At 43.7% G+C, this 13,229-nt stretch carries 9 protein-coding genes and 4 tRNA genes; 10 read left to right on the forward strand and 3 right to left on the reverse strand.

Features of this window, described 5'->3' with window-relative positions; translation table 11 throughout:
* Positions 1-141 precede the first annotated feature (141 nt).
* The 8 genes from trpE (at position 142) to rimI (ending at position 5,080) form a co-directional block, all read left to right on the forward strand.
* Complete coding sequence (gene trpE / locus IEE84_RS02270; RefSeq protein ID WP_191114747.1) at positions 142-1,638, forward strand: anthranilate synthase component I; 1,497 nt, start codon at positions 142-144, stop codon at positions 1,636-1,638.
* Between the two features lie 192 nt (positions 1,639-1,830).
* A tRNA-Thr gene (locus tag IEE84_RS02275) sits at positions 1,831-1,906 on the forward strand.
* 67 nt (positions 1,907-1,973) lie between these two features.
* Positions 1,974-2,057 (forward strand) — tRNA-Tyr (locus IEE84_RS02280).
* A gap of 84 nt (positions 2,058-2,141) precedes the next feature.
* Positions 2,142-2,215 (forward strand) — tRNA-Gly (locus IEE84_RS02285).
* Between the two features lie 103 nt (positions 2,216-2,318).
* Positions 2,319-2,393, forward strand: a tRNA-Thr gene (locus tag IEE84_RS02290).
* A gap of 209 nt (positions 2,394-2,602) precedes the next feature.
* Positions 2,603-2,920, forward strand: coding sequence for a DUF6122 family protein (locus IEE84_RS13065; protein ID WP_224737857.1), 318 nt, complete (start codon positions 2,603-2,605; stop codon positions 2,918-2,920).
* 278 nt (positions 2,921-3,198) lie between these two features.
* Positions 3,199-4,389, forward strand: coding sequence for an elongation factor Tu (gene tuf / locus IEE84_RS02295; RefSeq protein WP_057758488.1), 1,191 nt, complete (start codon positions 3,199-3,201; stop codon positions 4,387-4,389).
* Positions 4,390-4,585: 196 nt separating this feature from the next.
* Positions 4,586-5,080, forward strand: a complete 495-nt coding sequence (gene rimI, locus IEE84_RS02300) for a ribosomal protein S18-alanine N-acetyltransferase (protein ID WP_191114748.1) — start codon at positions 4,586-4,588, stop codon at positions 5,078-5,080.
* 101 nt (positions 5,081-5,181) lie between these two features.
* On the opposite strand, the gene IEE84_RS02305 is transcribed toward rimI, so the two are convergent.
* From IEE84_RS02305 to trxB, 3 genes are read right to left on the reverse strand one after another with little or no spacing between them, the layout of a single operon-like run.
* The gene (locus tag IEE84_RS02305) at positions 5,182-5,616 is read right to left on the reverse strand and encodes a MerR family transcriptional regulator (RefSeq protein ID WP_057758493.1); all 435 of its coding nucleotides are present in this window, start codon (positions 5,614-5,616) and stop codon (positions 5,182-5,184) included.
* A 29-nt stretch (positions 5,617-5,645) separates the two neighbouring features.
* Positions 5,646-6,452 carry a leucyl/phenylalanyl-tRNA--protein transferase gene (gene aat / locus IEE84_RS02310; protein ID WP_191114749.1) on the reverse strand — a complete coding sequence of 269 codons (807 nt, stop codon included), beginning with the start codon at positions 6,450-6,452 and terminating at the stop codon, positions 5,646-5,648.
* Positions 6,453-7,475, reverse strand: a complete 1,023-nt coding sequence (gene trxB, locus IEE84_RS02315) for a thioredoxin-disulfide reductase (RefSeq protein WP_057758497.1) — start codon at positions 7,473-7,475, stop codon at positions 6,453-6,455.
* A 547-nt stretch (positions 7,476-8,022) separates the two neighbouring features.
* On the opposite strand from trxB, the gene IEE84_RS02320 reads away from it, so the two are divergent.
* Positions 8,023-11,400, forward strand: a complete 3,378-nt coding sequence (locus tag IEE84_RS02320) for a DNA translocase FtsK (RefSeq protein ID WP_191114750.1) — start codon at positions 8,023-8,025, stop codon at positions 11,398-11,400.
* Positions 11,401-11,724: 324 nt separating this feature from the next.
* Positions 11,725-13,218, forward strand: coding sequence for an amidase (locus tag IEE84_RS02325; RefSeq protein ID WP_191114751.1), 1,494 nt, complete (start codon positions 11,725-11,727; stop codon positions 13,216-13,218).
* The last annotated feature ends 11 nt before the right edge of the window (positions 13,219-13,229 follow it).

Genomic DNA, 13,229 nt, shown 5'->3' on the forward strand with positions numbered 1-13,229 from the left:
GATAGAGAGCCTTGTTGTGCTTACCATTTTTTAAACAAATGACTCATTATAGCGTCGATATTTTAGCGAATATTGGCGCTATATTTTATAGAGCAGCTTATAGTTTTATTATTGCCTATAAGCTGCTTAGAGAGCGCTATTATGATGACTTTTGAAGAATACCAAGCTTTTAGAGATAGGGGCTTTAGTCACGCACCGCTAGTAAAAAAGCGTCTGATGGATGCGCAGACTCCCGTATCTGTATTCTCCAAAGTACGTGATCTAAATGGCTCTGCCTATCTGTTTGAGTCTGTGGTAGGCGGTGAGCGCTGGGCGCGATACTCCATGATTGGATTGGGTAGTGATCTGATTTTGCAGTACGCTGATGGCAATATGACGACCAAACGAAACGATCATATCGATACAGAGGCAGTAGAGAATCCTTTTGATTACCTGCGTGAGCTGATGGAGCAGTATCAAATGCCAACTGCTGAAGATGTGCTGACCATGCCGAGCTTTAGCGGCGGTCTAGTCGGTTACTTTGGCTACGATATGGTACGTGTTATTGAGCCAAGTGTCGGCTTATCTGATGCGCCCAATCCAATGTCGATGCCAGATATGTGGCTGATGCTTTCGATGAGCGTTATTGTATTTGATAATTTAGAGAATACGCTGTCAATCATCGTCTATGCTGATTGCCAGTCTGAGGATGGCTACAGTTCAGCTATTCGTGAGCTAGAACAAATCGAGGAAAAGCTAGCAGAGCCATCAAACCTGCGAGCACCTGTAATGCCTACGCCTAAATTTATATCGCAAACAGGTGCCGAAAAATACTGTAGCGATGTCAATAAAATAAAGGATTACATTGCCGCAGGTGACGTCATGCAGGTAGTGCCAGCGCAGCGTTTGACAGCGGACTATACAGGCGACTCTCTAGCCGTCTATCGTGCGCTTCGCTACCTAAACCCATCACCATATCTGTTTTTGGTGCATGGCTATACACTCGATGATCACAAACGCTTTGATATTATCGGTGCTTCTCCTGAAATCCTATCCCGTATCGAAAATGGCAAGGTGACGGTAAGGCCGCTGGCAGGGACGCGGCAACGTGGCCGAGATGAGGCTGAAGACCTAGCGCTTGAGCAAGAGCTGCTAAATGATGAGAAGGAAACGGCCGAGCATCTGATGCTCATTGATTTGGGTCGCAATGATATTGGCCGCGTTTGCGAGTATGGCAGTGTCAAAGTCACAGAAAAGATGTTTATAGAGCGCTACTCACAAGTGATGCATATCGCATCTAATGTTGAGGGTACGATACGAGCTGACAAAGATGCACTAGATGTATTTTGTGCCACTTTCCCAGCTGGTACGCTATCGGGCACACCCAAAATCCGCGCCATGCAAATTATCGATGAGATAGAACCAGTACGTCGAACGGTATTTGGTGGCTCAGTTGGTTATTTAGGTTGGAATGGTAATATGGACACGGCCATTGCTATCCGTACTGCGGTGATGCGCCGTGCTGAGATACATATTCAAGCCGGAGCAGGGGTTGTTGCTGATTCTGTACCAGAAAAAGAATGGGATGAAACCAATAAAAAAGCATTGGCCCTAATAAAAGCGGTAGAAATGGCCTGTAATGGCTTGCGTATTCGCTAATTAAATAGCCAGTGATGTGGCAAAAATAAAGGCTGCAAGTAAAAAGCCAATTTATTGCCATATTTTTATTTATAAAAAAACCAGCTTAATCAGTGACTTAAATATTTATATCAAATTAATTTAAAAAAAGATGAAAAAGTACTTGCGCATCTCAAAAAATTTGATAGAATAGCCACCACTTTAAGAGAACAAGCCGACTTAGCTCAGTTGGTAGAGCAACTGACTTGTAATCAGTAGGTCGCCAGTTCGATCCCGGCAGTCGGCACCATCTCTCTTAAAGTAGCTTTTTATGAATTTGTCTTAAATGTAAGTCATTTTTGTTCAAAGCAACCTAAGGTGGGGTTGGGGAGCGGTCAAACCCAACAGACTGTAAATCTGTCGCGAAAGCTTCGAAGGTTCGAATCCTTCCCCCACCACCATATTTTCTAAAGTTTGTCATAGCGCCAAGCATACTCTCTATATCTCATAACTCTCGATTAGAGTTATCCTGAATAAGAGTAAATGCGGGTGTGGTATAATGGTAACACCTTAGCCTTCCAAGCTAATGACGCGGGTTCGATTCCCGCCACCCGCTCCATATATACACCATCGCAAAGCATAACAATAAATCATCACGAGAGTCAGTAATTATTGCTGCATCGTGATATTTTTTTTAGTGCAGTTCAAAGGTTTCAATATACGCTCATATAGCTCAGCGGTAGAGCACTCCCTTGGTAAGGGAGAGGTCTCGAGTTCAATTCTCGATATGAGCTCCATTTATTGTTTATGCCTTTTATGCTTGTTTTGCTATTTATATAACTTTGCGTCGATATCGAAATTATAGAATATTGAAATATATAACAGTAGTGCGGTAGACAATGATTCAAAGGTGACACTGAGGTGTTGCCTTTTAGTGCTGTCAGTATATTAATAAATATTGGTTTTGATGGTCTTATATAGAGAAGACTAAAACTAATAGGTCAGTATGCAGACGTTAATACATTATTTTTTGCATTTTGGTTTTCCTCTTTTTATCGCGATTGCGTTTTTTAGAAAAGAGTGGAAAAAAGCATATCTGATTTTGCTTGCGACCATGTTGGTTGATATAGATCATCTGGTAGCAAACCCAATATTTCAGGCAAATAGATGTAGCATTAATTTTCATCCGTTACATACTTATTATGCGATGCTAGTGTATTTTATTTTGCTCTTTCTTCGTAAGCCTTTTAATATCATTGGAGCTGGATTGCTGTTCCATATGTTAACGGATTTTACGGATTGTTTGATGATGTCGGTCAGCTAATATCGCGACCTTGCATATCAAGATAATTATACGGTTATAAGAAAGGTTATAATCAATCGAGCTTTGTATCTACTAGTTAGAGAGAAATTGATTTCGATTGAGAGATGTATGACTATTTAAGACAAGTCAGCGTATAATAACGGATACAAGAATTAGTTCGGAGCATTGTTTAAGCAGTGGTTCGTGCGGTTGATAGCTAGGTTTATGATGATTTAATTCTATTATGAGCCATTAAACAGCTTTTTATTGATCATTCACCAAAAAAAGAGGAAATACCCATGGCAAAGGCCAAGTTTGAACGTAACAAGCCACACGTCAACGTCGGTACAATCGGACACGTTGACCATGGTAAAACAACCCTTACCGCTGCAATCGCAACCGTAGCTGCAATCACCTCTGGTGGCGAAGCCAAAGACTACGCGTCTATTGACTCAGCACCAGAAGAAAAAGCACGTGGTATCACAATCAACACCTCACACGTAGAATATGACACAGACAGCCGTCACTACGCACACGTAGATTGCCCAGGTCACGCCGATTATGTTAAAAACATGATCACTGGTGCGGCACAGATGGACGGCGCAATCCTAGTCGTATCTGCAACTGACGGCCCAATGCCACAGACTCGTGAGCACATCTTGCTTTCACGTCAGGTTGGCGTACCGTACATCATCGTATTCATGAACAAATGTGACATGGTTGATGACGAAGAATTGTTAGAGCTAGTAGAAATGGAAGTTCGTGAATTATTGAACGACTATGACTTCCCAGGCGATGACACTCCTATCGTTAAAGGTTCTGCTACTGAAGCCCTAAAAGGCTCAGAAGAAAAATACGGCCAACCAGCTGTTGTAGAACTACTAAACGTACTAGACACTTATATCCCAGAGCCAGAGCGTGACATCGACAAAGCATTCCTAATGCCAATCGAAGACGTATTCTCAATCTCAGGTCGTGGTACTGTAGTAACAGGCCGTGTTGAATCTGGTATCGTTAAAGTTGGCGACGAGATCGAAATCGTTGGTATCCGTGACACTCAAAAAACCACCTGTACTGGTGTAGAGATGTTCCGTAAACTGCTTGACGAAGGTCGTGCAGGCGAAAACTGTGGCGTACTACTACGTGGTACTAAGCGTGAAGACGTACAACGTGGTCAAGTACTAGCTAAGCCAGGTTCAATCACTCCTCACACCAAGTTTGACGCTGAAGTATATGTATTGTCAAAAGAAGAGGGTGGTCGTCACACACCATTCCTAAACGGCTATCGTCCACAGTTCTACTTCCGTACTACTGACGTAACTGGCGCAATCCAATTACAAGACGGTACTGAAATGGTAATGCCTGGTGATAACGTTGAGATGGGCGTAGAGCTTATCCATCCAATCGCTATGGACAAAGGTCTTCGCTTCGCAATTCGTGAAGGCGGCCGTACTGTAGGCGCTGGTGTTGTTGCTAACGTATTGAACTAAGACTTAAGTCTCAGCAATGAGCTTATGAATTAGTCATAAAAAAGGCCATCCTATTTAGGGTGGCCTTTTTTTGTGGAGGAAAGTTGATTGTATAAGTACAGGACTACATAAATAAGCGTGTGGCAAGCTCTACATGTATTATCTAAGCGTAATATAATAATAAAAACAGCCTAACAATAAGCGTAAAAGGAACATCATGTTTGCGATAGAAGCACTACCAACGAATGCAGTAGAACTCGAAAATGTCATTCAAACTGTTGCCAATATAGAAACCATAGTGCAACCAGATGATGCTTGGAATCAGAGAGCATTGACTGAATTACTTGAACAAGACAGTATTCGTCTGCTGATTGCTTACGATCAAGCGAAAGAGGAGGATGTCTCTCATCGTGAGATAGTTGGCTATTGCTTATATCAAATGACTTTTGAGCAAGCAGAGGTGTTGCGTATCGGAACTGATCCAGAGCACCAACGACAAGGCATTGCTTCGCAGGTATTGAATAAACTGCATGAACTGTTACAGCTCAATCAGGTAGAGAGTCTTTTGTTAGAAGTACGTGCAGACAATACAGCGGCGATAGCGTTATACGAGCAACAGGCATTCAATATTATTCATAAGCGCAAAGGCTATTATAAAATGCCACATAAACCAGCAGTCGATGCATTAATCATGCAGCATACTTATATTTAACGAAGAAAATAAATCTTAATAAAAAATAAGTAATTCTAGTTAAGGTGGCTATAACGGCTACGATATAAAAACAGAATTAACTAAGATTTAAGATTTAAGCTTTATTGCAAAGGAATTTTCTTTTTACAGACTTCTACATCAAGCTGATAATCACTATCTGCTTTCATTCGACCTAAAATATCCAAGCGTTCGCTCAGTAGCTCAACCATTATGCTGATATTAGCTTGTTGTTTTTTAACTTGTTCTAATTTTTGCTGAGTGAGTAAAAGCTGCGAATCAATATCCAAGTGACCATCATAATAATCATTTAAGCTGTTTTTGATTTCAGTAAGGGTGAAGCCAATAGCTTGCGCACTTTTGATCAGCTCTATGCGTTCGATACACTCTGGATGAAATTCGGTATATAAACGTGAGCCTGCCTGACGCTTGCGAGATTTTAGCAGGCCTAATTGCTCGTAATGGCGAACCGTATCTTTGGTCGTATTGGCCTTTGCTGCTAGCTCTCCAATCAATAGAAACGATGTATCAAGTGCCATAATAACCTCTTATTTTTTCGCTATGATAATCATAACTCTAGTTGCCACGGCGATTCGCTATCCAGTAGCGATACGGCTAACGGTTTATGAGAGTGCTTTTGCCATGGCACAGACTGGCTGCCTATCAAGTTGTCTAACTGAGTTAGAAAGTCAGCACGCGGTAAGGTAGTCGCACCTAAGCTCATCAAATGATCATTCGGTAGCTGACAGTCAACGAGTGCGACATCACTTTGCTCACATAGGCGCATCAGACCCCAAAACGCTAGCTTTGATGCATTAGACGCTCGATGAAACATTGATTCACCAAAATAGATGCCGTTTATTTTTAACCCGTACAATCCGCCAATCAGTTGACCTGCTTCGTCCCAAACTTCTATGCTATGAGCAAAGCCTTGCGCATGCAGTTTGGTATAAGCTTCGATCATCTCATCATGAATCCAAGTATGCTCACCTTCAGGCTGATTGTCATTAAGGCCATCGCTACGCGGTAAGCTACAGGCATGTATGACATCGTCAAAAGCTTGATTAAGCGTCACTTGCCAACGTTCGCGATTTGCTTGCTTGCGTAGAGACTTGCTTGGTTGATAGGCAGAGGGGATGATCACACAACGCGGCTCGGGACACCACCAAGCAATAGGCTCATCTTCGTTAAACCAAGGAAATAGCCCCTGAGCATAGGCTGATATTAGCGTTTCAGGTGCTAGGTCACCGCCAATAGCGACGATACCAATACCATCAGGATCGATAGAAATGGGATCAGGAAAGTCATAACGCCCAAGACTTTTTAAAGTCTCAGGCGTAATGTGTTTATTGTTCTGTTGAGTAAAGTTGCACATTTAGGCTTCTTTATCTGCAGTTAGGGTTGAATCGTAAGTGTGGTCACGAGCGACGGTTTCGCCCAATGCATCCAAGTACTTTTCAGCATCCAACGCAGCCATACAGCCAGTGCCAGCAGAAGTGATAGCTTGGCGGTAAACATGATCAGCTACGTCACCTGCGGCAAACACACCTTCAATACTGGTCTGAGTAGCATTACCATTCAAGCCACTATTAACGATTAGATAGCCATCTTTCATATCCAACTGACCTTTGAACAAGTCAGTATTTGGCTTATGACCAATAGCGACAAACATACCCATTGTATCTAGTTGTTTGGTACTGCCATCAATCATAGATTCGATAACGACGCCATTGACGCCCATGTCATCACCGACCACTTCTTTTACTTGATGGTTCCATTCGATTTTGACATTACCATTTTTGGCTTTTTCAAATAGCTTGTCTTGTAGGATTTTTTCAGAGCGTAGGCTGTCACGGCGATGCACTAAGGTCACTTCAGACGCAATGTTAGATAAGTACAAAGCTTCTTCAACCGCTGTATTACCACCACCAATCACCGCAACTTTTTGGTTCTTATAAAAGAAACCATCACAAGTGGCACAGGCTGATACACCAAGACCTCTGAACTTGGTTTCTGATTCTAGCCCCAAGTACTGTGCAGAGGCACCAGTTGAGATAATGAGTGCATCACAAGTATAGCTACCGTTGTTACCTGTCAATTGAAAAGGACGCTCGTTTAGGTTTACTTCGTTGATGTGATCGTAGACCAATTCAGTACCGAAGCGCTCTGCATGCGCTTTCATCCGTTCCATCAGTGCAGGACCTGTCAAATCATGCGCATCACCTGGCCAGTTGTCGACTTCGGTAGTGGTGGTTAATTGTCCACCGACTTCCATACCAGTAACCATAACTGGCTTAAGGTTAGCGCGTGCTGCATAGACTGCGGCAGAGTAGCCAGCAGGGCCTGATCCTAAAATAATGAGCTTTTCGTGACGTGGAGCAGTAGTGTCAGTTGCCATGAGTTGTTCCTTGCTAAATATACGAATTAAAAATGTAAGTTATAAATATAATAAAAGAGGAATATCAAAAGTGACTACGAATATGCTTCTTCTAATTGCTGTGTGATAATAACATAAGGGCACAGCGCACAAAGTGCAAGTTTGCTAAAACAAACACAGGTATCATTAGAATCAAAGAATAAATAACTTTGGAACATAAGTGCAAAAACAGAGACTATTTTATAGAATTTAGGCAGTACAGTTAGCCATGTTTTGCCACTATTGTTTCGCTAACCAGCTGTTTTCTTACGCAAAGTGTCTACTGATTCACTTTCTTACACGCTTTCTTGATAAGACTGTCGCCACTGCACCTATGTATTTGTTATTATAAGAAGTTATGCCAAGTGTAGTAGGAGCCAAGCGATAACGGTTGTTTTAAGGCTCTATGATCGGCACATGCCAAACAAACACTTCGCTCGGTACATTTATGTCAACACTTTATGTCAGCATGATTAGGCTTAGTCATGCATTGGCGACCATTTAGTATTAATAACAAGGCAGATCTTACGTGATATCAGCACCGCTTATTGAGTATTTAAAAAAGGGAATGTTTACCCTCCTTGGGTTAATACTGGCCGTTTATCTGTTTGTCATTTTGATGACTTATACAGGCAACGATCCTAGCTGGTCGCACATCAGTAGTGATATGACCACGATTAATAATATGGGCGGCGAGGCAGGCGCATGGTTATCCGATTTGCTTTATAGCTTTTTTGGGTTTGGTGCTTGGTGGTTTTTGGCATTTGTGGTTTATGAATCTATCTTGATTTGGTGGGAAAACAAGCCAACGTTTTGGCTCATGCGATTGGTCGCTTATGTGTTTTTGCTATTAAGTGCTAGCGCATTATTTGCACAATTGGTCTCTTTAGTTCAGCAAGTCACGAACCCTGACGCAATCGGCCTCGAAGGTGTCGCTGGTGGTATCATCGGGCTAGAGTTACAGGCGCGTTTGGCACAGCTGCTATCGCAGTGGGGGAGTGTGGTTTTCTTGGCAGTATTCGTTGTGATTACTGCTACGTTTGCCTTTAATATCCATTGGATGACGATATATCAAAAGGTTCGTGCACTATCATGGCTTGGCTCAGGTGTAAAAAGTCAGGATACTATCGACGCTACTGAACCGAGTATTGCATTACAAGGTGATAGCCAAAACTTAGATGAGTCGGTAGATAAAAAAGTAGAGCATGAGCAGCTGCCACTTGAGTTACAGTCTGCTGAAAATACTAGCGGTACTCAAGACGTCAGCAGTAGCGGACGTTTCGGTAGTGTATTGTCAGACTTTTTGGCAACATCAGGATTGGCAGATAGTGTCAAAGCCTCCGTTATCGCAGCAAAAGCAGCGGCGACACCTAATAGCTCAAAAGGTGAGCAGGTAGATACCGATACAGGCTCGCTTAATAACTCTACTGATAATACGGTTAATAGTACAGTCCAGCCATTAGTTTCAAACTTGACCGCACCTGTTGCTCGCAAAGTTGAGCCAAGCTTTGCATGGAATGATGCCAATACGGTCGATGACTTACTAGCAAGTGAGCAGATGGCTTACAGTGCCAATAGCACGGACAGTTCGGCTATGCCTGTACCTAACTATTCCCAAACGGGTACTAGTGCCACAGCATCGTTAGAGAAATCAGTGCCTACTACTGTGACGACTACAACGATGGAAGCGGTTGCTCAACCAGATATACATGATAAAGAATCATTAGCTCAGTCATCAATTTTTGAGTCAGTGCATAGCGATTTAGCCAGTCAGCCACTCATTGAACCTGCTGAGCCTAAAATCTCTGCGACAAATGAGACTGCAGAAGTAGATAAGTTGGCAGAAGCATGGTTGGCAGAGCATGCTGATATATCAGAACCTACAGAGTCTATCGTAGGAACGTCTGAAGACTCTACGCCTATTCAGGAAACTGTAGCAGCTGAGCTGGTAGTGCAAGAGAAGACTCCAGAACCTATCGTAGAAGAGCCTATTAGTTTTGTACAGGATTCAGCCAATCAACTGTCTGATACGCCTGTAGAGTTGCCACATACTGAAAAGACAGCAGTAGTCTCTGAGCCTGAAGTTGCTCCGGTAACAGTAGAGACTGAGCCTGCATTGTCAGATTTGTCAGATTTGTCAGACGTTTCAGACATGACACCAACCAATACGCCTCCTGCCAATCCAAAAGCAGCACCTACTGTGGAGGCGGCCAGTCCTGTTGCTAGCATGCAACCTATAACGCCTGCCAAACCATCCGTCAGTTTTGCTGTTCCAGAAGGAGATAGCAGCAACCATATCACTGATATGATGCCAGACGATGACAGTCTTTCTGACGATATGACTGTGCCAGTTATGCCGCATATCAGTGATGATGCAGCCTTTAGCCAAAAGTCACGCTCGATGCAAACCGCCGCTTATCGCAGCAGTCTAACGCCTATTCCAGAGGTGTCGATATTAGACAAGCCTGATCCTGACCGCAAGCCCAGTTATACGATTGCTGAGCTTGAGCAATTGTCTGAGTTATTGGAAATTAAACTACAAGAATTCAATGTCAAAGCCTCGGTGGTCAATGCGATTCCAGGGCCTGTGGTCACTCGTTTTGAAGTGGAGCTGGCGGCTGGTGTCAAAGCCAGTAAGGTGACAGGGATTTCGCGTGACTTGGCGCGCTCACTCTCCATGGCGTCTTTGCGTGTGGTCGAAGTGATTCCGGGTAAACCGTACATCGGTATCGAAGTGCCGAACAAGAAACGTGAAATGGTACGTTTGATTGAATTGCTCAATACTGAAACGTTCAAAGACCCGAAAGCGCAGATTAGCATGGCGATGGGTAAAGACATCGGTGGTAATCCAATCATTACTGACCTTGCACGTGCGCCGCATATGCTGGTTGCTGGTACCACGGGCTCTGGTAAGTCAGTATTGGTCAACTCGATGCTACTATCGATGCTACTCAAATATACGCCCAATGAGCTTCGTCTTATTTTGATTGATCCAAAGCAGTTAGAGCTTGCCAACTATAACGATATTCCGCATTTACTAACGCCAGTAGTCACCGATATGACGGAAGCGGCCAGTGCCTTGTCATGGTGTGTGGCGGAGATGGAACGTCGCTATCAGCTAATGAGCTTGCTAAAGGTTCGTAAGCTCAATGAGTTCAACAAGAAGGTCATCGCGGCGGAAAAATCAGGTAATCCCATGCTCGATCCTCTATGGCGTCCAAATGACAGCGTAAGTATTAGCCAAGCACCCAAGCTAAAAACCTTACCAATGATTGTCATTGTCGCGGATGAGTTTGCTGATATGATTATGCAGGTTGGTAAACAGGCCGAAGAGCTCATCACACGTTTGGCGCAAAAATCGCGTGCTGCTGGTATTCATTTAATGCTAGCGACTCAGCGTCCATCAGTAGATGTTATTACAGGCCTGATTAAAGCCAACATTCCAGTGCGTGCAGCACTACGAGTCAACTCAAAAGTCGATTCACGTACGATTCTAGATAGTGGCGGTGCTGAGGACATGCTGGGTAACGGCGATATGTTGTTCTTAGGGCCAGGGCAGATTGAGCCGGATCGTGTACATGGTGCCTACGTCAGTGACGAAGAAGTCAATCGTGTCTGTGATGCGTGGCGTGAGCGCGGCGCGCCTGATTATATTGATAATATGGCAGGCAACTTTGAATTGTCTAGCCCAGGCGGTGGTAGTACAGCCAATGCCTCTGGTGAAGATGATGATTTATATGATGATGCCGTGGCCTTTATCATGGAAACACGTAAGGTGTCTGCCTCAAGCATTCAGCGTAAATTTAGTATCGGCTATAACCGTGCCGCTCGTATTGTCGACTCTATGGAAGAAGCTGGATTGGTCAGCTCGATGGGCAAAAGTGGCAAGCGTGAACTATTGATGTAGGATTAATTGTTAAGTTGATAACGAAAAAGCGAGTCATGAAATTGGCTCGTTTTTTTATGGAAGAAACTTAATAATGCTTTTATAAATTGTGGGTTTAGAAGTAAGCTCTTATTGTTCAATATGCTCTAGGGCGCGAAGTGTAGATTCGTATACTAGCTTACTAACTAGCGAAATCGACCAGATGACTAACGAGTCCGTTTATCAAATATCAGGCACGGTTTTTTATACTAAACTGACAGGAGTTTATGAAAAAATAGTCATTAGTTTTAGAAAGTATGCGTGCTACATAGTCTTAATAAAATTACTCTCCAAGGAAGGTTAGTTATGTTTAAAGAATATACTCAGTATGATGGGCTCGGCTTAGCAGCATTAGTCAATTCAGGTGAGGTCAGCGCAAAGGAATTACTAGACGCTGCTGTCCATCAAGCCAATCAAATCAACCCTAAGCTAAATGCCATTGTACATCGATTTGATGAGCGTGCTTACAATGCTGCGCAGGCAGGTTTACCTTCAGGTGTATTTACTGGCGTGCCGTATCTGCTAAAAGATTTATCATTTAGCTTCGCCGACGAACCCATTACGATGGGCAGTCGCAGCGTCAATATCATTTCGGAAAAAGACAGCGAAATCGTCAAACGGATGAAAGCGACAGGCGTTAATACCTTCGGCAAGACTAATACGCCTGAGTTTGGTCTGATTATCACCACTGAGCCAAAAGCGCATGGTGCTACTCACAATCCTTTTAAAAAAGGCTACAGTTCTGGCGGCTCGTCAGGTGGTAGTGCAGCAGCAGTTGCGAGCGGTATTGTACCGATGGCAGGCGGCGGTGATGGTGGCGGCTCGATACGTTTTCCATCTGCTTGGTGCGGTACGTTTGGGTTAAAGCCAAGCCGTGGACGTAATCCAATGGGCCCTAATCTTGGTGAAGGCTGGGAGGGCGCAGTCGCTGACCATGTGATTACGCGTTCAGTACGCGATAGTGCAGCGATGCTAGATGCTATTAGTGGAGCAGAGATTGGAGCGCCTTATGTTATAGCTCCACCAGACGGTACTTTTTTGCAAGCGGCAATGCGTGCACCGCGAAAGCTAAAAATCGCTTTGCATCAGCAGCCTTTGATAGCCAATACGACAGTGGACAAAGAAGTGCTGGCGGTACTTGAGCAAACAGCTAAGCAATTAGAGTCTATGGGTCATGAAGTAGTACTAGCCGAGCCAAAAATCAATATCGAGCAGTTTTGGCATGACTTTATCGTTGTAGTCTGCGCGCATACAGCATTTACGATTGATAATATCGAGCGTGAGTTTGGTGCTGATCACGTCAAAAACTTAGAACCGCAAACTTATAATATGGCACTGCTTGGGCGCTCATTGTCAGCGGTTGATTTAGCACACGCCAAACATGGCTGGCATCATAGCCAGTATCAGACGGGTCTATTGCTAGAAGACTACGATATGATTTTGTGCCCGACTGTACCTACGCCTGCGGTAAAGCATGGTGTACTACCGCCCAGTCGTATGGATGAGATGATGATGCGTAGCACCGAGGTGCTTAACAAGGGCTTTAATATGGGTAGATATGCCTTTAGCTCAGGCATGATAGAAAAGCTCAGCGCACCTGTATTAGGTAAGATGGGTTTTACGTTATTGGGTAATGTTACGGGGTTACCCGCGATGTCAGTACCCGTTGGTATGAGCAAAAAGGGTCTGCCAATTGGTATGCAGTTAATCGGGCGTATGAATGATGAAGCGACATTATTCAGTGTGGCGGGCGAGATGGAGCGTGCAGGTTTATTTACCAAACACGCTTTTGAGAAGTAGGGTTAAGCTAT

Source organism: Psychrobacter sp. 28M-43 (genome assembly GCF_014770435.1).
In the GTDB taxonomy this organism is placed as follows: Bacteria; Pseudomonadota; Gammaproteobacteria; order Pseudomonadales; family Moraxellaceae; genus Psychrobacter.

Excerpts from the sequence above, each read along its gene's own strand:
- trpE (WP_191114747.1), top strand. The coding sequence starts at position 142 with ATGATGACTTTTGAAGAATACCAAGCTTTTAGAGATAGGGGCTTTAGT.
- trxB (WP_057758497.1), bottom strand. The coding sequence starts at position 7,475 with ATGGCAACTGACACTACTGCTCCACGTCACGAAAAGCTCATTATTTTA.
- IEE84_RS13065 (WP_224737857.1), top strand. The coding sequence starts at position 2,603 with ATGCAGACGTTAATACATTATTTTTTGCATTTTGGTTTTCCTCTTTTT.
- tuf (WP_057758488.1), top strand. The coding sequence starts at position 3,199 with ATGGCAAAGGCCAAGTTTGAACGTAACAAGCCACACGTCAACGTCGGT.
- IEE84_RS02325 (WP_191114751.1), top strand. The coding sequence starts at position 11,725 with ATGTTTAAAGAATATACTCAGTATGATGGGCTCGGCTTAGCAGCATTA.
- rimI (WP_191114748.1), top strand. The coding sequence starts at position 4,586 with ATGTTTGCGATAGAAGCACTACCAACGAATGCAGTAGAACTCGAAAAT.
- IEE84_RS02305 (WP_057758493.1), bottom strand. The coding sequence starts at position 5,616 with ATGGCACTTGATACATCGTTTCTATTGATTGGAGAGCTAGCAGCAAAG.
- aat (WP_191114749.1), bottom strand. The coding sequence starts at position 6,452 with ATGTGCAACTTTACTCAACAGAACAATAAACACATTACGCCTGAGACT.